Annotated in this window: 25 protein-coding genes and 1 other RNA gene; 14 read left to right on the top strand and 12 right to left on the bottom strand. The window is 59.2% G+C overall.

All coding sequences use genetic code 11. The features are described 5' to 3' along the window. Positions 1 to 13: 13 nt before the first annotated feature. Entirely contained in the window at positions 14 to 574 is a 561-nt protein-coding gene (locus ACKLNA_RS09310) for a YecA family protein (RefSeq protein WP_085708970.1), read from the bottom strand. Between the two features lie 125 nt (positions 575 to 699). Here ACKLNA_RS09310 and ACKLNA_RS09305 point away from each other — a divergent pair, with 125 nt between their 5' ends. From ACKLNA_RS09305 to ACKLNA_RS09290, 4 genes are all read left to right on the top strand, one after another. Next, positions 700 to 909 (top strand): TIGR02449 family protein, encoded by a 210-nt coding sequence (locus tag ACKLNA_RS09305; RefSeq protein WP_007940359.1) that lies wholly within the window; start codon positions 700 to 702, stop codon positions 907 to 909. Then, positions 906 to 1,223 (top strand): cell division protein ZapA, encoded by a 318-nt coding sequence (locus tag ACKLNA_RS09300; protein WP_007967943.1) that lies wholly within the window; start codon positions 906 to 908, stop codon positions 1,221 to 1,223. Before ACKLNA_RS09305 ends, ACKLNA_RS09300 begins: the two co-directional genes overlap by 4 nt. A 30-nt stretch (positions 1,224 to 1,253) precedes the next feature. Next, a non-coding RNA gene (ssrS, locus tag ACKLNA_RS09295) (6S RNA) lies at positions 1,254 to 1,432 on the top strand. Positions 1,433 to 1,512: 80 nt separating this feature from the next. Continuing rightward, entirely contained in the window at positions 1,513 to 2,118 is a 606-nt protein-coding gene (locus tag ACKLNA_RS09290) for a 5-formyltetrahydrofolate cyclo-ligase (RefSeq protein ID WP_134828460.1), read from the top strand. Positions 2,119 to 2,155: 37 nt separating this feature from the next. Here ACKLNA_RS09290 and ACKLNA_RS09285 read toward each other — a convergent pair whose 3' ends face one another. Continuing rightward, the gene (locus ACKLNA_RS09285) at positions 2,156 to 2,311 is read right to left on the bottom strand and encodes a hypothetical protein (protein ID WP_007911192.1); all 156 of its coding nucleotides are present in this window, start codon (positions 2,309 to 2,311) and stop codon (positions 2,156 to 2,158) included. 197 nt (positions 2,312 to 2,508) lie between these two features. Here ACKLNA_RS09285 and ACKLNA_RS09280 point away from each other — a divergent pair, with 197 nt between their 5' ends. Continuing rightward, on the top strand, positions 2,509 to 2,958 hold the full coding sequence (locus ACKLNA_RS09280) for an EVE domain-containing protein (RefSeq protein WP_408985691.1): 450 nt from the start codon (positions 2,509 to 2,511) through the stop codon (positions 2,956 to 2,958). 45 nt (positions 2,959 to 3,003) lie between these two features. Here the strand turns inward: ACKLNA_RS09280 and ACKLNA_RS09275 are convergent, their stop codons facing one another. Then, the gene (locus ACKLNA_RS09275; protein ID WP_065259922.1) at positions 3,004 to 3,411 is read right to left on the bottom strand and encodes a flagellar basal body-associated protein FliL; all 408 of its coding nucleotides are present in this window, start codon (positions 3,409 to 3,411) and stop codon (positions 3,004 to 3,006) included. Positions 3,412 to 3,561: 150 nt separating this feature from the next. Here ACKLNA_RS09275 and ACKLNA_RS09270 point away from each other — a divergent pair, with 150 nt between their 5' ends. From ACKLNA_RS09270 to ACKLNA_RS09260, 3 genes are all read left to right on the top strand, one after another. Beyond that, positions 3,562 to 4,539: an NADPH:quinone oxidoreductase family protein gene (locus ACKLNA_RS09270; RefSeq protein ID WP_085708967.1), complete on the top strand. Its 978-nt coding sequence runs from the start codon at positions 3,562 to 3,564 to the stop codon at positions 4,537 to 4,539. Positions 4,540 to 4,688: 149 nt separating this feature from the next. Continuing rightward, positions 4,689 to 6,944 (top strand): S-type pyocin domain-containing protein, encoded by a 2,256-nt coding sequence (locus ACKLNA_RS09265; RefSeq protein WP_408985690.1) that lies wholly within the window; start codon positions 4,689 to 4,691, stop codon positions 6,942 to 6,944. Next, a complete protein-coding gene (locus ACKLNA_RS09260; RefSeq protein WP_408985689.1) occupies positions 6,941 to 7,213 on the top strand; it encodes a bacteriocin immunity protein in 273 nt (90 codons plus the stop codon). Before ACKLNA_RS09265 ends, ACKLNA_RS09260 begins: the two co-directional genes overlap by 4 nt. Before the next feature lie 42 nt (positions 7,214 to 7,255). Here ACKLNA_RS09260 and ACKLNA_RS09255 read toward each other — a convergent pair whose 3' ends face one another. Together ACKLNA_RS09255 and ACKLNA_RS09250 are read right to left on the bottom strand one after the other, a co-directional pair. Next, positions 7,256 to 7,867, bottom strand: coding sequence for an energy transducer TonB (locus tag ACKLNA_RS09255; RefSeq protein ID WP_408985688.1), 612 nt, complete (start codon positions 7,865 to 7,867; stop codon positions 7,256 to 7,258). A 176-nt stretch (positions 7,868 to 8,043) separates the two neighbouring features. Then, positions 8,044 to 8,676: a flagellar basal body-associated protein FliL gene (locus ACKLNA_RS09250; RefSeq protein WP_408985687.1), complete on the bottom strand. Its 633-nt coding sequence runs from the start codon at positions 8,674 to 8,676 to the stop codon at positions 8,044 to 8,046. Between the two features lie 225 nt (positions 8,677 to 8,901). Between ACKLNA_RS09250 and glpT the strand changes: the two genes are divergently transcribed. Continuing rightward, positions 8,902 to 10,251 carry a glycerol-3-phosphate transporter gene (gene glpT / locus ACKLNA_RS09245; RefSeq protein WP_169432397.1) on the top strand — a complete coding sequence of 450 codons (1,350 nt, stop codon included), beginning with the start codon at positions 8,902 to 8,904 and terminating at the stop codon, positions 10,249 to 10,251. On the opposite strand, the gene ACKLNA_RS09240 is transcribed toward glpT, so the two are convergent. Further along, positions 10,227 to 10,895: a gamma-glutamylcyclotransferase gene (locus tag ACKLNA_RS09240; protein ID WP_085708964.1), complete on the bottom strand. Its 669-nt coding sequence runs from the start codon at positions 10,893 to 10,895 to the stop codon at positions 10,227 to 10,229. The genes glpT and ACKLNA_RS09240 overlap by 25 nt on opposite strands. 355 nt (positions 10,896 to 11,250) lie before the next feature. On the opposite strand from ACKLNA_RS09240, the gene ACKLNA_RS09235 reads away from it, so the two are divergent. After that, complete coding sequence (locus ACKLNA_RS09235) at positions 11,251 to 11,727, top strand: sn-glycerol-3-phosphate transporter (protein WP_408985686.1); 477 nt, start codon at positions 11,251 to 11,253, stop codon at positions 11,725 to 11,727. A gap of 43 nt (positions 11,728 to 11,770) precedes the next feature. On the opposite strand, the gene ACKLNA_RS09230 is transcribed toward ACKLNA_RS09235, so the two are convergent. From ACKLNA_RS09230 to ACKLNA_RS09205, 6 genes are all read right to left on the bottom strand, one after another. After that, a complete protein-coding gene (locus ACKLNA_RS09230; RefSeq protein ID WP_085708962.1) occupies positions 11,771 to 12,739 on the bottom strand; it encodes a CDP-6-deoxy-delta-3,4-glucoseen reductase in 969 nt (322 codons plus the stop codon). Beyond that, positions 12,739 to 14,205, bottom strand: a complete 1,467-nt coding sequence (gene ubiD, locus ACKLNA_RS09225) for a 4-hydroxy-3-polyprenylbenzoate decarboxylase (protein WP_007951823.1) — start codon at positions 14,203 to 14,205, stop codon at positions 12,739 to 12,741. Before ubiD ends, ACKLNA_RS09230 begins: the two co-directional genes overlap by 1 nt. A 69-nt stretch (positions 14,206 to 14,274) precedes the next feature. After that, positions 14,275 to 16,272 carry an acyltransferase family protein gene (locus ACKLNA_RS09220; RefSeq protein WP_408985685.1) on the bottom strand — a complete coding sequence of 666 codons (1,998 nt, stop codon included), beginning with the start codon at positions 16,270 to 16,272 and terminating at the stop codon, positions 14,275 to 14,277. A 171-nt stretch (positions 16,273 to 16,443) separates the two neighbouring features. Continuing rightward, positions 16,444 to 17,703 carry a transcription termination factor Rho gene (gene rho / locus ACKLNA_RS09215; RefSeq protein WP_007951825.1) on the bottom strand — a complete coding sequence of 420 codons (1,260 nt, stop codon included), beginning with the start codon at positions 17,701 to 17,703 and terminating at the stop codon, positions 16,444 to 16,446. 250 nt (positions 17,704 to 17,953) lie between these two features. Continuing rightward, positions 17,954 to 18,283: a thioredoxin TrxA gene (gene trxA / locus ACKLNA_RS09210; protein WP_003206727.1), complete on the bottom strand. Its 330-nt coding sequence runs from the start codon at positions 18,281 to 18,283 to the stop codon at positions 17,954 to 17,956. A 120-nt stretch (positions 18,284 to 18,403) separates the two neighbouring features. Continuing rightward, positions 18,404 to 19,111, bottom strand: coding sequence for a FadR/GntR family transcriptional regulator (locus tag ACKLNA_RS09205; protein ID WP_408985684.1), 708 nt, complete (start codon positions 19,109 to 19,111; stop codon positions 18,404 to 18,406). Between the two features lie 256 nt (positions 19,112 to 19,367). On the opposite strand from ACKLNA_RS09205, the gene ACKLNA_RS09200 reads away from it, so the two are divergent. The 4 genes from ACKLNA_RS09200 to ACKLNA_RS09185 are packed head-to-tail and all read left to right on the top strand — an operon-like array spanning position 19,368 to position 22,226. Next, a complete protein-coding gene (locus ACKLNA_RS09200) occupies positions 19,368 to 20,153 on the top strand; it encodes a transporter substrate-binding domain-containing protein (RefSeq protein ID WP_114886232.1) in 786 nt (261 codons plus the stop codon). 21 nt (positions 20,154 to 20,174) lie between these two features. Further along, positions 20,175 to 20,855, top strand: coding sequence for an amino acid ABC transporter permease (locus ACKLNA_RS09195; protein ID WP_408985683.1), 681 nt, complete (start codon positions 20,175 to 20,177; stop codon positions 20,853 to 20,855). Next, positions 20,852 to 21,502 (top strand): amino acid ABC transporter permease, encoded by a 651-nt coding sequence (locus ACKLNA_RS09190; protein ID WP_408985682.1) that lies wholly within the window; start codon positions 20,852 to 20,854, stop codon positions 21,500 to 21,502. The genes ACKLNA_RS09195 and ACKLNA_RS09190 overlap by 4 nt, the downstream gene beginning before the upstream one ends. Beyond that, positions 21,489 to 22,226, top strand: coding sequence for an amino acid ABC transporter ATP-binding protein (locus ACKLNA_RS09185; protein WP_248739869.1), 738 nt, complete (start codon positions 21,489 to 21,491; stop codon positions 22,224 to 22,226). Before ACKLNA_RS09190 ends, ACKLNA_RS09185 begins: the two co-directional genes overlap by 14 nt. The last annotated feature ends 19 nt before the right edge of the window (positions 22,227 to 22,245 follow it).

Below are 22,245 nucleotides of genomic sequence, written 5' to 3'. Positions count from 1 at the left end.
CCCTGGCACGCGATCAGTGCAGCGACGGCTTGGCGGCTGGCGGCACGTCGGCTTTCTTGGTTTCGGAGAACAGCAGCAGCGGCGCTACACGCAGGTACTCCATGACTTCCATGTAGTCGCTTTCGCCGTCTTCGGATTCTTCCAGGGCATCTTGCACCTGGGAGATCGCTGCCAGATCCTGCAACACCTCGGTGGCCTCGGTGCTCAGCATGCTGCTGTCGCGGCAGTTCAGGCCGAAACCGGTGAGGAAACCCTGGCACCATTCGCCCAGTGCGGCGGCACGATCGGCCAGCGGCACATCGTCGGTCGGCAACAGCAGCACGACGGTCACGTCGTCGCCGGTGAGCTCGCCCTTGACCATTTCCTGCAGGCCGATGAGCGCGTTGCGAACGTTGTCCTGCGGCTCGCTTTCGAGCAGCTCGGCGGCGTCGATCAGCCATTCTTCGGCATTGAAGCCGGCACCGGCGCAGCTGCGGCCGAGCAGCAGGCCATGCAGTTCGGCAGGCGAGACGTTGTGACCGCTGGCAGTCAGCAGGGTGGCGAAGGCTTGGTACGGGGAATTCTGAATGGGCATGGGCAGCTAGGCGCCAGACGGCGCTATGTCTAGAATGAAGGCCTTGTATCCTACATCGACAGACTCGCCAAGACCATTAAAGGCTGTCCCCCAGCCAAACCCATCAGACCGAATCAGTGGACACAATGGAAGACACCGACCTGCAAGCGCTGATGGCCAGACTCGAACTGCTGATTACTCGGGTCGAGCAACTAAAGAGTCAAAACGCACTCTTACTAGCTCAGGAAAAGACCTGGCGCGAGGAACGCGCGCACCTCATTGAAAAAAACGAAATCGCCCGGCGTAAGGTCGAGTCGATGATTTCGCGCCTCAAGGCCCTGGAGCAAGACTCATGAGTTCAAGCAATAGCGTTACCGTGCAGATCCTCGACAAAGAATATTCGATCATCTGTCCCCAGGAAGAACGCAGCAATCTGGTCAGTGCCGCGCGTTACCTGGACGGCAAGATGCGCGAGATCCGCAGCAGCGGCAAAGTCATCGGCGCCGACCGCATCGCCGTGATGGCCGCGTTGAACATCACCCACGATCTCTTGCACAAAGAAGAGCGCCCGGACATCCAGGCCAGCGGCTCGACCCGTGAACAGGTGCGTGACTTGCTCGATCGTGTCGATCTGGTGCTGGCCGACGATCCGGACATCAGCAAGGGCTGATTCGCCAGGCCGCTTGAGGTATACTCGCCGCACTCCCTGGGGTGCTTGCCAGTTGACGATGTCCCTGAGCCGATTTGCACTACCCTGGGGGTTGCACGTTGGGCTGGTGTGCATGTCCGCCAGACGGAAAGCCTTAAAGCCTACTGCATCCTCCACCTTGAACTCTCGGGTTCAAGGGCTAAGTCGACAGCGGCTCATCCGGGGAGCCTGATTCGAATCCGATGCCGGTGCATGCCGGCATCGGATTTTTTATGCGTACGTTTTCGTCCCCACCCTGCCGAAGCCGACCATGACCGAACCCGCGCTGCTGCCCCGTCCCCAACTGCGCCGCCTGCTGCGCAAGGCCCGCCGCTCCCTGACACCAAGTCAGCAACGCGCGGCCGCCGAAGGTCTGTACAAACAACTCGCGCAGGACCCGCACTTTCGCCGGGCGAAACACATTTCCCTGTACCTGCCCACCGACGGCGAGATCGACCCGCGCCTGTTGCTGCGCGCCGCCCAGCGTCGCGGCAAGAAAACCTACCTGCCGGTGTTGAGTGCCTGGCCGCGGACCAAAATGGTCTTTCAGCAGATCCGCCCCGGCGAAAAGCTGCGGCCCAACCGTTTTCGTATTCTCGAACCTCGGGTCAATGTCGCCCGTCAGCGCAAGATCTGGGCACTGGATCTGGTGTTGTTGCCATTGGTAGGGTTTGACGATGTCGGCGGGCGACTGGGGATGGGCGGCGGATTCTACGACCGCAGCCTCGCGTACCTGGCTCGCCGCCAGAACTGGCGCAAGCCGACGCTGCTGGGGCTGGCCCATGAATGTCAGAAAGTCGAACGACTGGCGCAGGCCAGCTGGGATGTACCGTTGCAGGGAACGGTGACCGACAAGGCGTGGTATTTCGCAGGATAGACGCCGCGAGGGAATCAGCGGCGTCGGGAAGACGGGATCAGCGTTTGAACGCTGTCGACTGCTGTACTTGTTGCGCCACTTCAATCGGAGCATCGGCCTTGTTGGCCCACAGACTTTGCGCATAACCGGTGGTCACGACGCCAAGGCCGAACAAAATCACCAAAGTCCACAGCAAATCCGGTTTGCGTTTCATCGATTGCCCCCCTCAAGGCACATCATCACGATGACAGCAGCGGTTTCCATTCGTAGGCCGTGCAGCAGCGTCAAGCTTTAAAGGCCGGCATTTTGCGACAACGTGAACCTCTGCGCAAATGCTGGCGTCAACCGACTGTCGGTTTGTCATAAAATTGCCCGACAACCTGCCCAATGACCGTTTCAGGAGCAACCACCATGGCCTACTGGCTGATGAAATCCGAGCCCGACGAACTCTCGATCAAGGGTCTGGAAAAACTCGGCAAGGCGCGCTGGGACGGGGTGCGCAACTATCAGGCGCGCAATTTCCTGCGGGCCATGGCGGTGGGGGACGAGTTCTTTTTCTATCACTCCAGCTGCCCTGAGCCGGGCATTGCCGGAATCGGCAGGATCATCGAAGCCGCGTACCCGGATCCCACCGCACTGGAACCGGAGAGCCATTACTTCGACCCCAAAGCCACGCCGGAGAAAAACGCCTGGAGCGCGATCGATGTCGCCCATGCCGAGACGTTTGCCCGGGTGTTGAAGCTCGATTATCTGAAGCAGCAGACCGCGCTGGCCGAGATGCCACTGGTGCAGAAGGGCTCGCGGCTGTCGGTGATGCCGGTGACGGCCGAGCAGTGGGCGGCGGTGATCGCGTTGCGTTGATCGCTTCTTCGCAGGAGCCGGAAGCCGACTCCTGCGGGTCCAGCCTTACTGAATGATCAGGTTGTTGAACAGCAGATCTTCAACCACCGGCTTGCCGGTCTCGTCATTCATCACTTGCTGGGTCTGCTTCAAGGCTTCCTGACGCAGCTTTTCCTTGCCTTCGATGCTGCCCATCGCGTCGGTGGTCTGCTGAGTGAACAGCGCCACCAGTTGATTGCGGATCAGCGGCTCGTTGGCCTTGACCAGTTTGGTCGCCTCGTCGCCGGTCACCCGCAACGCCACGTCGGCCTTGTAGACCTTGAGCTTCGGCGTGCCGTCCAGCCCGTAGTTGCCCACGAACGGCGGGCTCAGGGTGATGTAGTTGACCTTCGGCGCCTCGCCTTCTTTGGCTTCTTCGGCCAGCGCTGCCACAGGCAGAGACAGGGCCAGCAACAACATGATCCACGCTTTCACAATTCGCTCCTTATCCGGTTTGCGGCCTAGCATAACGACCCGCCGCGCAAGCACAAGCTTATGGCGGACTATCAGGGCCGGGCATGCTCGTTGACCCGTTGACTGCCACACCTACACTTATCGGCCATCACTCCCAAAGGAATAGCCCTGATGAAAGCCGTGCTGTGCAAAGCCTTCGGCCCTGCCGAATCGCTGGTGCTGGAAGACGTCGCCAGTCCTGTCGCGAAGAAGAACGAAATCCTGCTGGACGTGCACGCCGCCGGGGTCAACTTCCCGGACACGCTGATCATCGAGGGCAAGTACCAGTTCAAGCCGCCCTTCCCGTTTTCCCCGGGTGGCGAAGCGGCTGGCGTGGTCCGCGAAGTCGGTGAAAAGATCAGTCACCTCAAGATTGGTGACCGGGTCATGGCCCTGACCGGCTGGGGCAGCTTTGCCGAGCAGGTCGCCGTGCCGGGCTATAACGTGCTGCCGATTCCACCGTCGATGGATTTCAACACCGCCGCCGCGTTCAGCATGACCTATGGCACCTCGATGCACGCGCTCAAGCAGCGCGGCAACCTGCAACCGGGGGAAACCCTGCTGGTACTCGGTGCCTCCGGAGGTGTCGGCCTGGCCGCCGTGGAGATCGGCAAAGCCATGGGCGCCCGGGTCATCGCCGCCGCCAGCAGCGCCGAAAAACTCGCCGTGGCCAAGGCCGCTGGCGCCGACGAGCTGATCAACTACAGCGAAACCAGCCTCAAGGACGAAATCAAGCGCCTGACCGACGGCCAGGGCGCCGACGTGATCTACGATCCGGTCGGCGGCGACCTGTTCGACCAGGCCATCCGCGCCATCGCCTGGAACGGCCGCCTGCTGGTGGTCGGCTTCGCCAGCGGACGCATCCCCGAACTGCCGGTCAACCTCGCCCTGCTCAAGGGCGCGGCCGTGCTCGGCGTGTTCTGGGGCTCCTTCGCGCAGCGTCAGCCACAGGACAACGCGGCGAACTTCCAGCAACTGTTTGGCTGGTTCGCCGAGGGCAAGCTGAAGCCGCTGGTGTCGCAGGTCTATCCGCTGAGTGAGGCGGCACAGGCGATCAATGATCTTGGACAGCGCAAGGCTGTGGGCAAGGTTGTGGTGCAGGTGCGCTGAGACAACCCGAAGGGCGCCTGGAAAGCGCCCTCACTCACTACCTGCATTCAACAGTCAATTACCGCCCACAAAAAACGAAACATATATGTACCGCACTTGCTGGATGCTCTCCCATTTATTGTGCCAAAACAAAACATGGAGAGTTATTTATGCAAAGACCACCTCCGCATGACATCGGCCCGATTTATATTGGCGACCAACCAAAGCCGATAGACGCAGTACATATCAAACGACCACCACAGGATTATTCCTTAAGTCCACACGACAGGGCACTGAGCATAGTTCGCCAGCCTTATTTAGCGCAGCGATATGACAGCGCCAAATATTTTAATGCGGTACTTAAACTAGATCTGGTTACCACAGCCGAAAAGCTAAAACCCATAATAGAAGAGGAATACAGAGTCACCATTCAGTCGCTCCCCCGGGCATTGGATCACGAAGTATCCAACATAACAAAAAACCACCATACAGCCAGTTCACCTCACTCCATAGAGTCGAAGAAACATGAGAAATACATTGTAGATTTACTGACACTTGGAAAAGATGCCGAACGCAAAAGCGTTATCAATCAAGCTAATGCATTTTACGGTAGCGACCCATTAGCCAGATCCATGCATGACTTGCTCGCATCGATCGAACGAGTCCCCAAGCAACGACCTTCCCATGTTTTTCAGGCTTGGAGCACTTCCTACGCGGCCGCTTACTCGGCATTGGTTTTATCTGAATCCATTCGATTGTTAACTGAGAAGTCCAACCAACTCTCCACCACAATTGCAGTGTTGGAATCTCAGCAGGCTGCAGCCCGACAAGCAGAGATCGCGGCCAGAGCCGCTGCGGAACAACGCGCCGCGCAAGCTCAGGCAGCACAAGAAACAGCAATAATCAAACGAGAGAAAGCACAAGCCGAGGCTGAGCACGCGGCCAAGATCGCAGCCCAGATCGCGCAAGCTGAACTAGAAGCCAGAGAAGACGCACTGCAGGAAGCGAGAAAAAAGGAAGCCAGGCAACGTAAAGCAGCACAGCAAGCCGATCGGAGAAGAAAACAGGTCGAAGCTTCGATCGTTGCAGCTGAGTTTGATTCGAAGCTGCGTCAACTCTCTCAAAACCGACCAGAAGGCATCGATGAGAAACTGCGTTGGACAAAAGACCGTTATCAAGCGCTCCATGCCGCATACCTCACAGTGTCCAAAGCGGAAAGAGAGGTCGGTGGCTACTACAAGACCCCGGGAAGCGAAAAACGTTGGAGCGCATTGAATAACGCTAAAGAAGAAATCAAGGCGTTAACTCGCCAGAAACACAAAATCGATAAAGTACAAATACCCTTGATTGACGGCACGAGTGCTGCCGTTCGACCACTTGTCATCACCGCAGACGGCCTGATTTCCGGGTATGAAGGCTCACCTTTCTCACTCGCTGAAGCACTCGGTTCCCTGAATGACCTACGCACGACCCTCACCAGCGGGCCAATCGGCGTCTTTCTGGCTTCAATTTTCTACACTCCGACACTTGGTAACGGCGAGCTACAGCGCAATCCCTTGGTAGTCACCATACCGCTGTCTCAGTTTTATCCCGAGCGTGAATACTCCCCATCTGGAACACCTGCTCTCCTCTACTGGCTGCGGCACCGCGTAGTGGCATCCGCCCGAGGAGAACACACACGACTCTATCTTGAGTCGCCCAAAAGCCGCTTTGGAGTGCGGGTCAGGCAAGCCAGTTTTGACCCCCAAACAAAACGTTACACGTTTACTACCGAGGGCTTGATCCCGATTACGCTGAGCTGGACGCCTGATTCACCGCCAGGTGATGAGTTATTGAACAGCACCGATCTGCCGGCTACCGACTCCGGTATCCGAATTTATCCCGGAGCGAGAGTCACACAAATCGAGGGGCGAGTAGACGAACACCCCTCCTGCGACTTTGACGATCCTGATGATTACATCCTGGAGTTTCCGATAGAGTCGGGGATCGAACCCATCTACATAATGGCCACTCGCGGCGGCCCGCATTATGAACCAGGTACGGCGACAGGCGAAGGACAGGTGGTTGGAGAAAACTGGTTGGGTAACGCGACACAACCAGGTGGCTCGCCGGTTCCTGCCCAGATCGCCGATCAGTTGCGTGGCCAGGAGTTCAGGAGTTTTGATAGATTCAGGGAAAGCTTCTGGAAAGCGGTTGCGGCGGATGAATTGCTACGGCGGCAGTTCGGTAAAGTCGATTTGGAGCAAATGGCCAATGGCGCAGCTCCTTATGCGGAACCTTGGGACACCGTCGGCAGCAGAGAAAAAATTGAAATTCACCACAAGCACCGAATCGCTGATGGCGGAGAAGTATACGGTCTGGAAAACCTGAGGATCCTAACTCCAAAAGCGCACATAGAACTGCATAAAGAAGGTACTCCACAATGAATTTCAAAGATAAGTTAGAGGATTACACTGAGGCAGAATTCTTAATTTTTTTAAGAGGTTTTTTCGAGAACGACAGTGGACTTTCGGGTGATGCCTACAGTGAGTACTCCTCTAAGCGGATGCGACATTTTGAAAAAGTAACAGAACACCCAAGGAAACGGCTGGTTTTAACTCGCCCAATAGGGCGCGAAGATAGCCCAGAGGGAGCGCTTGAAGAAATCAAGGAGTGGCGCCTGGCAAACGGCAAACCTGGCTTTAAACCAGAGTAATAAAAAATAGCGCCACACACTGTGGCGCTGTCTAGCTACAAATCAAAGTAACTCTCGAATCTCCACAGGCAGCAGACTCATAAACTCTTGTGCCGGGTTCTCTCGACAACTTCTTACGATCATCGGAACTCGCTTGTTCATCTTCGCAATCATCGCCAAACGTTCCTCATCCGACAATTGACGCCTGTTGATTGAATTTGAAAGATAAGCCCGCGTATACACAAAAATTTCCGAATCTACCCAATCGAACTCACTCATATTTCCAAGGCTATCGGTCACGGCCCGGCATTTAACTGCTTTCAGCCATTGGTTGATATGAAGTGGCTGTTCATCGAGGTGAAAAATCATTGGTGCGACGATTTCCTGCTCCTCAGGTTTCTCACCTTCAACCACCCAGGGTTTGAACCGCCACTGCATTATCGCGACTCGAACCGCTTCGGCCAGGTCAGGGTGAGTGCTTTCCCGAATCGTGATGTCGCCGACCGAGCCATCCGCCCTGACGATAAAACTGACCTTCACCTCCCCCGTGATGCCCGCCCGTTGCAGCATTCGAGGATAGACCGGTTTGGGATTGTTTTCCGGGATCAAAAACTTCTCGGAGGCCAGCGCAGAACCTCCGACCACCATAAACAGCCAAGCAAAAAACCACCGCATGGTCCCGCCCCCTTACTTGTGATTCACCCTATTCGGCAACATCACAAAGGTTACGGAGTGATGATTTTCAATTGAATGGCGCAGCTTCTGCGTTGAATGCAGGACATTGCCTAAAAGGTGAGGGGAAACCGGGCGAAAACGCCGCGCGAACGTCCATAGGTAATTTTTCTGACAGATTAGTTTCCCTGGTTGCCGTCCTCAGCATCACCCGGCAACAGGTGCTCCAGAACCTTCCGGCTATCAGCCTTGATGATCCGGCCCTTGTCATCGAAGCGCAGCACGAGCATCCAGTCGTACACCTCGTCCGGCCATTTTTTCTGGCCCATCAGGGCCGTGCTGTCGCCACCGAACGCGCTAATCAGCTTGTTGATGCGCCCGTGATGCCAGGCGATCAGGATGACCGGCGCCTGATTGCTCTTGCGCAACAGCTTGACCAGTTCATGCACGTCGCCGTTGATGTAAGGCTGCTCGATAGACAGGTTCAGACGCTCGGCCAGCGGCGTCAGGGTCAAACGTGAGCGGGAGCTCTCGGGACTGTCGCCGGCGGCAATCAGCCGTTCCGGAGTCAGTGTCTGGCCATCGAGCTTCAATGGATTGAAGTAGTCGGCATAGGCGCGAGCTCGCTCTTCGCCCCGGACATTGAGCACCGATCCTTCAGTCGGCTTTTCCGCATGGCGGATGATCAGCACCGTGGCATTGCGCAAACCGGACCGGGCCGGGTGATCGGCGTAAATCAATCCCAGCACCGCAACGGCGATAACCGCCGCCGCCAATAATCGGCGCATGAGCATGCGAACCTTCAAAGCCATCATTCATCTCTGCTGATCAGTCGATCGACGGATCGCGAGTCTAAGCCAGCCCATGTTCATAAGTGGTGAAAACGCCCTGTTCTTACAGCAGAGCGACAGGTTCGTAAAAGAACGTGCGACTTCCAACATTTTCCGCTGTTTTGCCGATGCGAACCGGTGCTATTTTCGGTAACGAAACTGTAACATTCGCATCCGCAGTCAAAACAAGAAATCTGGAGCTCTTGAATGTTTGCTTTCTTTCGACCTGCCGCACATCAGGCTCCATTGCCTGAAGAAAAAATAGACAGTACCTACCGACGCCTGCGCTGGCAGATCTTCGCCGGTATCTTCTTTGGCTACGCGGGTTACTACCTGCTGCGCAAAAACTTCTCCCTGGCCATGCCGTACCTGATCGACGAGGGTTACACCCGCGGCGAACTGGGTCTGGCGATGTCGGCCATCGCGATTGCCTACGGTCTGTCCAAGTTCCTCATGGGCCTGGTCTCCGACCGTTCCAACCCGCGCTACTTCCTGCCGTTCGGCCTGCTGGTCTCGGCGGGGGTGATGTTCATTTTCGGTTTCGCACCTTGGGCAACGTCCAGCGTGACCATGATGTTCATCCTGCTGTTCATCAACGGCTGGGCCCAGGGCATGGGCTGGCCGCCGAGCGGACGGACCATGGTGCACTGGTGGTCGCAGAAGGAGCGCGGCGGCGTGGTGTCCGTGTGGAACGTGGCGCACAACGTCGGCGGCGGCCTGATCGGCCCGCTGTTCCTGATCGGCATGGGCCTGTTCAACGACTGGCACGCGGCGTTCTATGTACCGGCGGCGGTAGCCCTGGCGGTGGCGGCATTTGCCTTCATTACCATGCGTGACACCCCGCAATCGGTTGGCCTGCCGCCGATCGAGAAGTACAAGAACGACTACCCGGAAGGCTACGACGCCAGCCACGAAGACGAATTCAGCGCCAAGGAAATCTTCGTCAAATACGTGCTGCGCAACAAAATGCTCTGGTACATCGCCCTGGCCAACGTCTTCGTCTACCTGCTGCGCTACGGCGTACTGGACTGGGCGCCGACCTACCTCAAGGAAGCCAAGCACTTCGACGTCGACAAGACTTCGTGGGCGTATTTCTTCTATGAGTGGGCGGGCATTCCGGGCACGCTGCTGTGCGGCTGGATGTCGGACAAGATCTTCCGTGGCAACCGTGGCCTGACCGGCATGGTGTTCATGGCCCTGGTGACCGTGGCGACCCTGGTTTACTGGCTGAACCCGGCCGGCAACCCGACCATCGACATGATCGCGCTGTTCTCCATCGGCTTCCTGATCTACGGCCCGGTGATGCTGATCGGCCTGCAGGCGCTGGAACTGGCACCGAAGAAAGCCGCCGGCACTGCCGCAGGCTTCACCGGTCTGTTCGGTTACCTGGGTGGTTCGGTCGCGGCCAGTGCAGCGATGGGCTACACCGTGGACCATTTCGGTTGGGATGGCGGTTTCGTGCTGCTGGTGGGCGCTTGCCTGCTGTCGATGGCCTTCCTGGCCCCGACCCTGTGGCACAAGCAAGTCGCCAGTCAGAGCCGCGAAGCAGTCGCCTGATCGGCTTTTGACTTGCAGCGCTTGAGCCGCGCCTCCAGATTCCGGTCTGGCATGGCGTGGCTGCGCAGGGCGTGAGCGGTCTGCTCGACATAATCGCGAGTGGTGCCGTAACGCCCGCAAGCGCTTTCGAACACCTGGCTCAGCACATGATCCGGCAGATTGCCGGCATAGCTGGGCAGGTGTCGCTCCAACACGAATCCCAAGGCCTGCACCTGACTGCCATCTTCGAGACGGCAGTTGAGCCAGTGTGGGCGATAGGACGGGAACGGCATTTCGCGTTTCCACAGCGCGTACAGCGCACTGTCCAGGTTGTCTTCCGGCAACCGGTAGGCGAAGCCGCTGCACGAACCGCCGCGATCCAGACCGAACACCAGCCCCGGCATTTCCGGCGTACCGCGATGTTCGTGGGACCACAGGTACAAGCCGCGATGGTAGCCATGCACCCGTCCGCGAACCCGCTCCACCGCCGAACACTCCGGCCGCCAGATCAGCGAACCATACGCGAACAGCCACACCGGCCCGCCCTTGTGGCGTGCCATGGTCGATTGCATGGAAGCGAGAAGTTGTTCGTGAGTCAGCTGCGGCCCCAGATCGAGCCGCGGAGGGTAAGCCAGATTCAGAAAAGCAGATTCTATGGCTGTCATGACGGAAGTGTTCGGCCCCGCAAGTATTACAAGATGTAAGCACAATTCGCTTGATAGAACATATAGCAGTAACTGTAAAACGAAAAGTGCTAAAGGATGTATGACACCTTTGATAGCGCTAATTCGGGGTTATCCGCGAGGGCTATCTTGTTTGATATAGCCTAATACCATGGCGCAAATATCTTAAATACCCGAATGAAATATCGTTAAGCCCTCGCTTCGTTCAGGATTCGTTCATGAAGTCCCGGGATTTTTCCTACTAAAATTTCGGACTTCCCATATTTACCGTCGCTGATCGCCTGCGTAAAACGGCTTTCCTCTGGCGCAAGCCAACCCGTTCAACCGAGGCTGCACGATGAACATACCGAGGCTTTTGGCCGCACTGTTATTGGTTCAGACCGGCCAGGCACTGGCCACGGATGACTCCCAGGAAGACAAAGGTTTCTGGTACGCACAAACCAGTGTCTACACCAAACATTACTCACCCGACCCCGAACACAATAATCATCAGGACTTGATCGGCATTGAACGCAATCAAGCTTCCGGCTGGGTATTTGGCGGGGCAACTTTCCGCAACTCGTTCAGCCAGCGCTCCAATTACGCCTATGCCGGCAAACGCTTTGAGAGCGCCGATTATCCGGTGTACGTGAAACTCACGGGCGGGTTGCTGCAGGGCTATCGGGGTGACTACAAGGACAAGATCCCGCTCAATCACTTCGGCGTTGCGCCGGTGATCATTCCGTCGATTGGCACCCACTATGGCCCGCTGGGCGCCGAGTTGGTGTTTCTCGGCGCCAATGCGGCCATGGTGACGACGGGCGTACGCTTCTAAAGCGACTCAGGCAGGCTCAATCGTGCGACTCAATTCGCGCGGCTCAAGAGCGCGGCGCATACGCAAACACGTCGGCGCGCATCTGGTGGGCATCCATCCCGGCTTCCACCAGCGCATCCAGGGTGCCGTAGACCATCGCCGGCGAGCCACTGGCGTAGACGTGCAGGGATTTCAGATCCGGGAAGTCCTCGCACACCGCCTCATGCAACATTCCGCAGCGCCCTTCCCAGCCGCACTGATCGCTGACGACCTTGTGCAGGAACAGGTTGGGCAGCTTCAGCCATTCGTCCCAATGCTCGATTTCATAGAAATCTTCCGGACGACGCACGCCCCAGTACAAATGCACCGGATGCTTGAAGCCGTTGGCCCGGCAATGTTCGATCAGGCTGTGGATCTGGCCCATGCCGGTGCCGGCTGCGATCAGCACCAGCGGCCCGTCCGGCAATTCCGCGAGATGGGTGTCGCCGAACGGCAGTTCGACCCGCACCATCGAATTGCGCTGCAGTTGCTCGATCAAGCTCAGGGCACTGGCTTCGCGGGCCAGGACGTGGATTTCCAAATCTCGACCGCCGTGGGGCGCCGAGGCCATGGAAAAGGCTGATTTCTCGCCGCTCTCGCGTTCGATCATCAGGTACTGACCGGCGTGATAACGCGGCGGCTTGCCGGCCGGCGCCCGCAGTCGCACGCGCCAGGTATCGCCACCGACGTCCCGGCATTCGATGACCTGACACGACAGGCTGCGCACCGGCAGTTCTCCCAGCGCAAGCACGCCATCCCACAGCAGGATGCAGTCTTCCAGCGGCTGCGCTATGCAAGTGTAGAACTCGCCGTGGTCATGCACTTTGCCGGCCTGTTCGACCCGGCCTTCCACCAGCAGCGCCGCGCATACATGACAATTGCCGTTGCGGCAACTTTGCGGGCATTCGTAGCCCAGGCGCCGCGCACCATCGAGAATCCGCTCTCCGGGCCGTATCTCGAGCACCGCTCCGGAGGGCTGCAGGGTTACACGCATCAATCTATTCCTAACTGATTCCAGATGGCATCGATCCGTTGGGTGACGGCATCATCCTTGACGATGACGCGGCCCCACTCGCGAGTGGTTTCGCCCGGCCACTTGTGGGTGGCATCCAGGCCCATTTTCGAGCCAAGTCCCGACACCGGCGAAGCGAAGTCGAGGTAGTCGATCGGCGTGTTGTCGATCATCACCGTGTCGCGCTTGGGGTCCATGCGCGTGGTGATGGCCCAGATCACGTCGTTCCAGTCCCGCGCGTTGATATCGTCGTCGGTGACGATAACGAACTTGGTGTACATGAACTGTCGCAAAAACGACCAGACACCCAGCATCACGCGCTTGGCGTGGCCCGGATACGACTTCTTCATCGTCACCACGGCCATGCGGTACGAGCAGCCTTCCGGCGGCAGGTAGAAGTCGGTGATCTCCGGGAACTGCTTCTGCAGGATCGGCACGAACACTTCGTTCAGCGCCACCCCGAGGATCGCCGGCTCATCCGGCGGACGGCCGGTGTAGGTGCTGTGGTAGATCGGTTTGATCCGGTGAGTGATGCGCTCGACGGTGAACACCGGGAAGCTGTCGACTTCGTTGTAGTAACCGGTGTGGTCGCCGTACGGGCCTTCATCGGCCATCTCGCCCGGATGGATAACGCCTTCAAGGATAATTTCGGCGGTGGCCGGCACTTGCAGGTCGTTGCCACGGCACTTCACCAGCTCCGTGCGGCTGTCGCGCAGCAGACCGGCGAAGGCGTATTCGGAGAGGCTGTCCGGCACCGGGGTGACCGCACCGAGAATGGTCGCCGGATCCGCGCCGAGCGCCACCGAAACCGGAAACGGCTGGCCCGGGTGTTTCTCGCACCACTCACGGAAATCCAGCGCGCCGCCACGGTGGCTGAGCCAACGCATGATGACCTTGTTGCGGCCAATCACTTGCTGACGGTAGATGCCGAGGTTCTGCCGGTCCTTGTTCGGGCCTTTGGTGACCGTCAGGCCCCAGGTGATCAGCGGCGCCACGTCGCCCGGCCAGCAGGTCTGCACCGGCAGCATCGCCAGATCGACGTCGTCGCCTTCGATGACCACTTCCTGGCAGGGTGCGTCTTTGACGACTTTCGGCGCCATCGCAATGATCTTGCGGAAGATCGGCAGCTTCGACCACGCATCCTTCAAGCCCTTCGGCGGCTCCGGCTCCTTGAGGAACGCCAGCAGCTTGCCGATCTCGCGCAGTTCGCTGACGGACTCGGCGCCCATGCCCATGGCGACCCGTTCGGGGGTGCCGAACAGGTTGCCAAGCACCGGAATGTCATAGCCGGTCGGCTTCTCGAACAGCAGCGCCGGGCCCTTGGCCCGCAGTGTGCGGTCGCACACTTCAGTCATTTCCAGCACCGGCGAGACGGGAATCTGGATGCGTTTCAACTCTCCGCGCTGCTCAAGCTGCTGCACGAAATCCCGAAGATCCTTGAATTTCATTGACGATGGCACCCTCAAAATAGGCGTACATCCTACCTGCTATGCCGGTCGCTGGCAGCCCGTCACTGCTTACTTGGCTGCATTCACCTGGCCTTTTGCGAGTTTTTTCCCGGACTGAAGACCGACAAACAACGGTTCAAGGATCGGTGCCACCAGCCGTGCCCCGACTTCCGAGAGGTGATTGTCATCGGTATACAGGGAGTAGCCATCGAGCTCGACGCGGCACAGACCGCTTTCGTCGCACAACCGTAGCGCCGGATCGACCACCCGTACCGCCGGATCCTTGGCCAGTTGGGCGAACAACTGGCTGATGAAGGCCTGGCGTTTGTGATGCTCATCGACACTCTGGCCAACGCCCTCTACCGAGTGGTCCAGCATTGCCAGCCGTGTGAGCCGATACGGTGGGCTGAAGGCCTGCAACGGCACCTCCTTCACCAGCCAGACCCGATGGCCGCCCGCCCGCAGCTGCGCAACCCGCGCCCGCAGGCCGTCGGCCAAGCGCTGTTCGGCGGCGCTGCGGTCATATTTGCCGTCGCCCGTTCTGAGCACATGACCAAGATCGCCTTTGGCATCGCCGTACAGATAGAGACTCCAGCGCGCGACCAGCACCACATCGCTGACCCGCTGTGCGCTCAAGCCCTGCTCGACCCGTCGGTTGAAACGCGCACAAACCCCGTCATGCTCCAACCCTTCAACCGGGATACAACCGGGAGAGCTGGCGAGATTCACGCTGACGCCGTGGGCTTTCGCGCCATCATCGAATATCGGAATCAGCGCCGTGGCATGACTGTCCCCCCAGACCATGGCCTGAGTCGGCAGGTTTTCCACACCGTAATGACAGAACAGTTTGTCGTCCGGCGTCTTGTCGTCCGCCAGGCAGGCCATCAGTTCCGGGCGCCATTCGCGCCCCTTGGCGTATTGCAGTGCCTGTTCGGACAGGCGCCACGGCAAACCATCGGTCCAGCGCAACGCCTGTCCAGCCAGGCCGATCACCAGGATGCCGCACAAGCCTGCCAGCAGAATCTGCCGGCGTCCGGCGAGCAAGCGTCGTTCGCGAAACGGCGTCTCGACGAATTTCCACGACAGATAGCCCAGCACCAGCGTCAACAGGATCAATCCTGCGACATCCAGTGCGCCGGGTTCTTCAACGCTGGCGTAGCTGGAAAACACGAATACCGGCCAATGCCAGAGGTACCAGGAATAAGAGATCAGACCGAGGCCGACCATTACCCGACTGCTCAGAATGCGCCCCACTGCGGTTTCGCGATGACCGTTGGCCAGAATCAGCAGCACCACGCCCAGCACCGGCAACAACGCGGTCGCACCCGGGAACGGCGTCGACTTGTCATAGACGAACACCGCCAACAGGATCAGCCCCATGCCCGACAGGCTCAACAGCTGCGCTGCCAAAGGCTTCAAACGCCACGCCTGTTTCGGCGCCACCGCCAGCATCGCACCGGCCAGCAACTCCCAGGCTCGCATCGGCAACAGGAAGAAGGCTTTTTCCGGGTAATGATTGACCGCCCACACGCTCAGCCCGAAGGACAACAGCAACACGCCGAACAACGCCAGTCGCCAGTGTTTCAGCCGGCTCGACAACAGCGTCAGCAGCAACGGGAAAACAATGTAGAACTGTTCCTCCACCGCCAGCGACCAAGTGTGCAGCAGTGGCTTGAGATCGGACGCGACGTCGAAATAGCCGTCCTGGCGCATGAACAGAATGTTCGAGACAAAGGTCACCTGGTAGCGCACCGACCGCCCCAGCTCCTCGTAGTCCTTGGGCGCCAGCAGGAACCAGCCCACCGCCATCACTGCAATGATCATTGCAAACAGCGCCGGCAGAATCCGCCGCGCACGCCGCGACCAGAACTCGACGAAGCTGAACCGGCCGGCCTGGCGCTGGTTCCAGATGATCGAGGTGATGAGGTAACCGGAGATCACGAAAAACACGTCCACACCGACAAAACCGCCGGTGAAACCCGGGACGCCAAAGTGGAACAGCACCACGGCAATCACCGCGACTGCGCGCAAGCCGTCGATATCCCTTCGATAAGCGAGTGTGCTCATAAATCTTTAATGCCAATCATGTGGTTGTTTTTTGTACAGCCTCAGTCGCTGCGTCTTGTTTTGCCAACTCACTGACCTTACCAGATCGCAAACCTCCCATCGTCCGGACAAAAAACAGGCAAAAAAATGGCGCCCCCTGAGGGACGCCATTTCTGGACTCGACCGACGATGTTACTTGCGCTTCATCGACAGGAAGAATTCGTCGTTGGTCTTGGTCGTTTTCAGCTTGTCGACCAGGAACTCGATGGCCGCCACTTCGTCCATCGGGTGCAGCAGCTTGCGCAGGATCCACATGCGCTGCAGTTCGTCGTCGGCGGTCAGCAACTCTTCACGGCGAGTGCCGGACTTGTTGATGTTGATGGCCGGGAACACACGCTTCTCGGCGATGCGACGGTCCAGAGGCAGTTCCATGTTGCCGGTACCCTTGAACTCTTCGTAGATCACTTCGTCCATCTTCGAGCCGGTTTCTACCAGCGCGGTGGCGATAATGGTCAGCGAGCCGCCTTCTTCGATGTTCCGCGCAGCACCGAAGAAACGCTTCGGCTTCTCCAGGGCGTGGGCATCGACACCACCGGTCAGCACCTTGCCGGAGCTCGGGATCACGGTGTTGTAGGCACGGGCCAGACGGGTGATGGAGTCGAGCAGGATCACCACGTCCTTCTTGTGTTCGACCAGGCGCTTGGCCTTCTCGATCACCATTTCAGCAACCTGCACGTGACGGGTCGGCGGCTCGTCGAAAGTCGAGGCAACCACTTCGCCGCGCACGGTGCGCTGCATCTCGGTCACTTCTTCCGGACGTTCGTCGATCAACAGCACGATCAGGTGAACTTCAGGATTGTTACGGGCGATGTTCGCTGCGATGTTCTGCAGCATGATCGTTTTACCGGCTTTCGGCGGTGCAACGATCAGACCACGCTGGCCTTTGCCGATCGGGGCGCACAGGTCGATCACTCGACCGGTCAGGTCTTCGGTGGAACCGTTACCGGCTTCCATCTTCATGCGCACGTTCGGGAACAGCGGGGTCAGGTTCTCGAAGAGAATCTTGTTCTTCGCGTTCTCGGGACGATCGAAGTTGATCGTGTCGACCTTGAGCAGGGCGAAATAACGCTCGCCTTCCTTCGGCGGCCGGATCTTGCCAACGATGGTGTCACCGGTGCGCAGGTTGAAACGGCGGATCTGGCTCGGCGAGACGTAGATGTCGTCAGGGCCGGCGAGGTAGGAAGCGTCAGCGGAGCGCAGGAAGCCGAAGCCGTCCTGGAGAATCTCCAGCACGCCATCACCGGAGATTTCCTCACCGCTTTTAGCGTGCTTTTTCAGCAGGGAGAAAATCACGTCCTGCTTGCGCGAACGGGCCATATTTTCTATGCCCATCTGTTCGGCCAATTCGAGCAGTTCGGTAATCGGCTTTTGCTTGAGTTCAGTCAGATTCATATAGGAATGACGTAATCATTTATGGAGGGGGGGAAATTAAGCTTTTGGCTTAATGAGGCCGCGCCGCGGAGAAGGCGACAGGATCGCGTACTTGTTCGAAAAGGAGTGCGTCGGCGACGGCTAGCAGGGGGCAGTGGAGAAACCAGTGCGGGGCCGAATGTATCACCTGAGTTTCGGAGCGTCTAGCCCTGAATACGCAAAAAGCCCCGCAATTTGCGGGGCTTTTTGAGGACAGTCTTTACCGCGACGCTTAGATGTTGGCGTCGAGGAAAGCAGCCAGTTGCGACTTCGACAGAGCGCCGACCTTGGTCGCTTCCACGTTGCCGTTCTTGAACAGCATCAGGGTAGGAATACCACGTACGCCGTGCTTGGCCGGGGTTTCCTGGTTCTCGTCGATGTTCAGTTTGGCAACGGTCAGCTTGCCTTTGTAGGTCTCTGCAATCTCGTCCAGAACCGGAGCGATCATTTTGCAAGGGCCGCACCATTCAGCCCAGTAGTCGACCAGGACAGCGCCTTCGGCCTTGAGTACGTCGGCTTCGAAGCTAGCGTCGCTAACGTGTTTGATCAGATCGCTGCTCATGGAATTCTCCAGGTTGTAAGCAAAAAAACGTGGCCCATCATAGCCGCCCTTCCCTTGTTCAGGAAGCCGCAGATGATTGAGTCTTGCTATGGCACTCGATGAGTTTGGGTATAGCTCAAGTCACGCGCCGGCGGGGGCGATGAAGGAAATTCCGGTGCGCAGCGCCGCGTTGCGCACGTGCTCCTGCATGGCTTTCTGGGCGGCAGCGGAGGCCCGGCGGGCCAGGGCGCGGAGGATCTTGCGGTGTTCCTGCCAGGTTTCCATGGCCCGTTCGGCGCGGATGAACGGTAGCTTCTGGCTCTCCAGAAAGATCTCGGCGCTGGCGGTTAGGATGCTCAGCATCGCCTGATTGCCGCTGGCCCGCAGGATCCGCTGGTGGAATTCGAAGTCCAGTTTCGCCGCCGCCTCGAAGTCGCCGGCACGCAGTTGCTCACGCATGGCGGCGACATTGTCTTCCAGCTCGTCCAGATCGATCGTGCTCAGCGTCACCGCCGCCAAGCCGGCCGCAAAACCTTCCAGCGCATAGCGCAACTGAAAGATCTCCAGCGGCGAGGCCTGAGCTGCGAACGGCCAGGCCGGCGCCCCCTCCCCGCGTGGCAGCTCCACCGGCGACTGCACGAATACGCCCTTGCCCGGCTGGATGCTGACGACGCCCAGCGCACTCAAGGACGACAACGCTTCGCGCAACGACGCCCGGCTGACCCCCAGCTGCACCGCCAGATCCCGTTGCGAGGGCAGCGCATCGCCGGGGCCGAAGCCCTGCTCGGTAATCAGTTTGCGGATCGCTTGCAGCGCCACTTCGGGTACGGCGCGGGAGATCGAGTTCATGGTTTTCCAGACGGACCAGGCCAAGGTGCGGCCAGTTGTAAAGCTATTCGAGGCATCAGGCAAGTCGTGCCCCAGTGGGGTTCGACGGTGCGTGTCGATGCGCTATCGCAGTGCGAAACCCGACCTGACTGTTCAGACCAGTAAGACCGAACAAACCCGCTAAACCCGTGGCTTTGCGGGGCCAGACCACTGGCTTGGCACGGCCCGTGCTCTGTCCGATCGCAGATTTCACTTCCCGCCGATCCGGAGATTGTCCATGACGAAGCGTTACAGCGCCCTCCTCGCCGCCCTGTTTGCCGGTCTGATGCTGAGCCAGGCCCCCGCCCATGCCGACGGTCTGGACGACGTGGTGAAACGCGGCACCTTGAAAGTTGCCGTGCCTCAGGACTTCCCGCCCTTCGGTTCGGTCGGCCCGGACATGAAGCCGCGCGGCCTCGATATCGACACCGCGAAACTGCTGGCCGAACAGCTCAAGGTCAAACTCGAACTGACCCCGGTCAACAGCACCAACCGCATCCCGTTCCTCACCACCGGCAAGGTCGATCTGGTGATTTCCAGCCTCGGCAAGAACCCCGAGCGCGAGAAGGTCATCGATTTCTCCCGTGCCTACGCGCCGTTCTACCTCGCCGTATTCGGCCCGCCGGACGCAGCTGTCAGCACCCTGGACGACCTCAAGGGCAAGACCATCAGCGTTACCCGTGGCGCCATCGAAGACATCGAACTGACCAAGGTCGCCCCCGAAGGCGTGACCATCAAGCGCTTCGAAGACAACAACTCGACCATCGCCGCCTACCTCGCAGGCCAGGTCGATCTGATCGCCAGCGGCAACGTGGTGATGGTCGCAATCAGCGAAAAGAGCCCGAAACGCGTACCGGCTCTGAAAGTGAAGCTCAAGGATTCGCCGGTCTACGTCGGCGTGAACAAGAACGAGCCGGCGTTGCTGGGCAAGGTCAACGAGATCCTGGCCAGCGCCAAGGCTGACGGCGCGCTGGAAAAGAACGCGCAGACCTGGCTCAAAGAGCCGCTGCCAGCCGACCTCTGACCGGCGACGCGGGAGACTTTCATGGCCTATCAGTTCGATTTCTTGCCGGTGGTGGAAAACACCGACCTGCTTCTGCGCGGGGCGCTGTTCACCCTTGAGCTGACGGCCATCGGCGCGCTGTTTGGCGTGAGCGTGGGCATCGTCGGGGCGCTGGTGCGGGCGTGGAACATCCGCCCGTTCTCGGCGATTTTCGGCGTGTATGTGGAGTTGATCCGCAACACGCCGTTCCTGGTGCAACTGTTCTTCATCTTCTTCGGCCTGCCGTCCCTCGGCGTGCAGATTTCCGAGTGGCAGGCGGCGGTGCTGGCGATGGTGATCAACCTCGGCGCGTACTCGACCGAGATCATCCGCGCCGGCATCCAGGCGATTCCGCGCGGGCAACTGGAAGCAGCGGCCGCCCTGGCGATGAGCCGTTTCGAAGCGTTCCGCCACGTGGTGCTGCTGCCGGCGCTGGGCAAGGTCTGGCCGGCGCTGAGCAGCCAGATCATCATCGTCATGCTCGGCTCGGCAGTGTGTTCGCAGATCGCCACCGAGGAGTTGAGCTTCGCCGCCAACTTCATTCAGTCGCGCAACTTCCGCGCTTTTGAAACCTATGCCCTGACCACCCTCATTTATCTGTGCATGGCACTGCTGATTCGTCAGCTACTGAACTGGCTCGGCCGGCGCTACCTGTCGAAAAGCAGCGCAAGGAGCAGCCAATGAGCGACTTCACGTTCTGGGACATCCTGCGCAACCTGCTCACCGGCCTGCAATGGACGCTGGCGCTGTCACTGGTGGCGTTCATCGGCGGCGGGATCGTCGGATTGCTGATCCTGGTCATGCGCATCTCGAAAAACCCGCTGCCCAGCAGCATTGCCCGCACCTGGATCGAACTGTTCCAGGGCACGCCGCTGTTGATGCAGCTGTTTCTGGTGTTCTTCGGCGTAGCGCTGGCCGGGGTCGAGATTTCGCCGTGGATGGCGGCGGCGATTGCCCTGACGCTGTTTACCAGCGCCTACCTGGCGGAGATCTGGCGCGGTTGCGTCGAGGCGATTCCCAATGGCCAGTGGGAAGCCTCGTCGAGCCTGGCGCTCAATCCGCTGGAGCAACTGCGCTACGTGATCCTGCCGCAAGCGCTGCGTATTGCGGTGGCGCCGACCGTGGGCTTCTCGGTGCAAGTGGTCAAAGGCACCGCCGTGACTTCGATCATCGGCTTCACCGAACTGACCAAGACCGGCGGCATGCTCGCCAACGCCACCTTCGAACCGTTCATGGTCTACGGCCTCGTTGCCGCCGGCTACTTCCTGCTCTGCTACCCCCTGTCCCTCAGTGCGCGCTACCTGGAAAGGAGACTGTATGCCTCTGCTTAGAATTTCCGCCCTGCATAAATACTACGGCGATCACCACGTGCTCAAAGGCATCGACCTGAGTGTCGAGGAAGGCCAGGTGGTGGCGATCATCGGCCGCAGCGGCTCGGGCAAATCCACCCTGCTGCGCACCCTCAACGGTCTTGAATCGATCAACGACGGCGTGATCGAGGTCGACGGCGAATACCTCGACGCCGCCCGCGCCGACCTGCGCAGCCTGCGGCAGAAAGTCGGGATGGTATTTCAGCAGTTCAACCTGTTCCCGCACCTGACGGTGGGCGAAAACGTGATGCTCGCGCCGCAGGTGGTGCAGAAAGTGCCCAAGGCCAGGGCGCAGGAACTGGCGCGGCAGATGCTGGAGCGCGTCGGCCTGGGTGAAAAATTCGATGCGTTCCCGGATCGTCTCTCGGGTGGCCAGCAACAGCGCGTGGCGATTGCCCGGGCGCTGGCGATGTCGCCCAAGGTGCTGCTGTGCGACGAGATCACCTCGGCGCTGGACCCGGAACTGGTCAACGAAGTGCTCAGCGTGGTCCGCCAGCTCGCGAAGGAAGGCATGACGCTGATCATGGTCACCCACGAAATGCGCTTCGCCCGGGAGGTCGGGGACAAACTGGTGTTCATGCACCAGGGCAAGGTTCATGAGGTGGGCGATCCGAAGGTACTGTTTGCCGACCCGCAGACGCCGGAGCTGGCGAATTTCATCGGAACTGCAGAAGCCACAGGCTGAAAGCAGGCCGTCAGTGCGC

The organism is Pseudomonas sp. UV AK001 (assembly GCF_046097675.1).
Classification (GTDB): domain Bacteria; phylum Pseudomonadota; class Gammaproteobacteria; order Pseudomonadales; family Pseudomonadaceae; genus Aquipseudomonas; species Aquipseudomonas kribbensis.
Note: the sequence above shows the minus strand (reverse complement) of the source record. Positions and strands in the feature narration are given on the sequence as shown.

Bases quoted from the DNA above. Each gene is read 5' to 3' on its own strand.
- ACKLNA_RS09310 (WP_085708970.1), bottom strand. From the start codon at position 574: ATGCCCATTCAGAATTCCCCGTACCAAGCCTTCGCCACCCTGCTGACT.
- ACKLNA_RS09305 (WP_007940359.1), top strand. From the start codon at position 700: ATGGAAGACACCGACCTGCAAGCGCTGATGGCCAGACTCGAACTGCTG.
- ACKLNA_RS09300 (WP_007967943.1), top strand. From the start codon at position 906: ATGAGTTCAAGCAATAGCGTTACCGTGCAGATCCTCGACAAAGAATAT.
- ACKLNA_RS09290 (WP_134828460.1), top strand. From the start codon at position 1,513: ATGACCGAACCCGCGCTGCTGCCCCGTCCCCAACTGCGCCGCCTGCTG.
- ACKLNA_RS09285 (WP_007911192.1), bottom strand. From the start codon at position 2,311: ATGAAACGCAAACCGGATTTGCTGTGGACTTTGGTGATTTTGTTCGGC.
- ACKLNA_RS09280 (WP_408985691.1), top strand. From the start codon at position 2,509: ATGGCCTACTGGCTGATGAAATCCGAGCCCGACGAACTCTCGATCAAG.
- ACKLNA_RS09270 (WP_085708967.1), top strand. From the start codon at position 3,562: ATGAAAGCCGTGCTGTGCAAAGCCTTCGGCCCTGCCGAATCGCTGGTG.
- ACKLNA_RS09265 (WP_408985690.1), top strand. From the start codon at position 4,689: ATGCAAAGACCACCTCCGCATGACATCGGCCCGATTTATATTGGCGAC.
- ACKLNA_RS09260 (WP_408985689.1), top strand. From the start codon at position 6,941: ATGAATTTCAAAGATAAGTTAGAGGATTACACTGAGGCAGAATTCTTA.
- ACKLNA_RS09255 (WP_408985688.1), bottom strand. From the start codon at position 7,867: ATGCGGTGGTTTTTTGCTTGGCTGTTTATGGTGGTCGGAGGTTCTGCG.
- ACKLNA_RS09250 (WP_408985687.1), bottom strand. From the start codon at position 8,676: ATGGCTTTGAAGGTTCGCATGCTCATGCGCCGATTATTGGCGGCGGCG.
- glpT (WP_169432397.1), top strand. From the start codon at position 8,902: ATGTTTGCTTTCTTTCGACCTGCCGCACATCAGGCTCCATTGCCTGAA.
- ACKLNA_RS09240 (WP_085708964.1), bottom strand. From the start codon at position 10,895: ATGACAGCCATAGAATCTGCTTTTCTGAATCTGGCTTACCCTCCGCGG.
- ACKLNA_RS09235 (WP_408985686.1), top strand. From the start codon at position 11,251: ATGAACATACCGAGGCTTTTGGCCGCACTGTTATTGGTTCAGACCGGC.
- ACKLNA_RS09230 (WP_085708962.1), bottom strand. From the start codon at position 12,739: ATGCGTGTAACCCTGCAGCCCTCCGGAGCGGTGCTCGAGATACGGCCC.
- ubiD (WP_007951823.1), bottom strand. From the start codon at position 14,205: ATGAAATTCAAGGATCTTCGGGATTTCGTGCAGCAGCTTGAGCAGCGC.
- ACKLNA_RS09220 (WP_408985685.1), bottom strand. From the start codon at position 16,272: ATGAGCACACTCGCTTATCGAAGGGATATCGACGGCTTGCGCGCAGTC.
- rho (WP_007951825.1), bottom strand. From the start codon at position 17,703: ATGAATCTGACTGAACTCAAGCAAAAGCCGATTACCGAACTGCTCGAA.
- trxA (WP_003206727.1), bottom strand. From the start codon at position 18,283: ATGAGCAGCGATCTGATCAAACACGTTAGCGACGCTAGCTTCGAAGCC.
- ACKLNA_RS09205 (WP_408985684.1), bottom strand. From the start codon at position 19,111: ATGAACTCGATCTCCCGCGCCGTACCCGAAGTGGCGCTGCAAGCGATC.
- ACKLNA_RS09200 (WP_114886232.1), top strand. From the start codon at position 19,368: ATGACGAAGCGTTACAGCGCCCTCCTCGCCGCCCTGTTTGCCGGTCTG.
- ACKLNA_RS09195 (WP_408985683.1), top strand. From the start codon at position 20,175: ATGGCCTATCAGTTCGATTTCTTGCCGGTGGTGGAAAACACCGACCTG.
- ACKLNA_RS09190 (WP_408985682.1), top strand. From the start codon at position 20,852: ATGAGCGACTTCACGTTCTGGGACATCCTGCGCAACCTGCTCACCGGC.
- ACKLNA_RS09185 (WP_248739869.1), top strand. From the start codon at position 21,489: ATGCCTCTGCTTAGAATTTCCGCCCTGCATAAATACTACGGCGATCAC.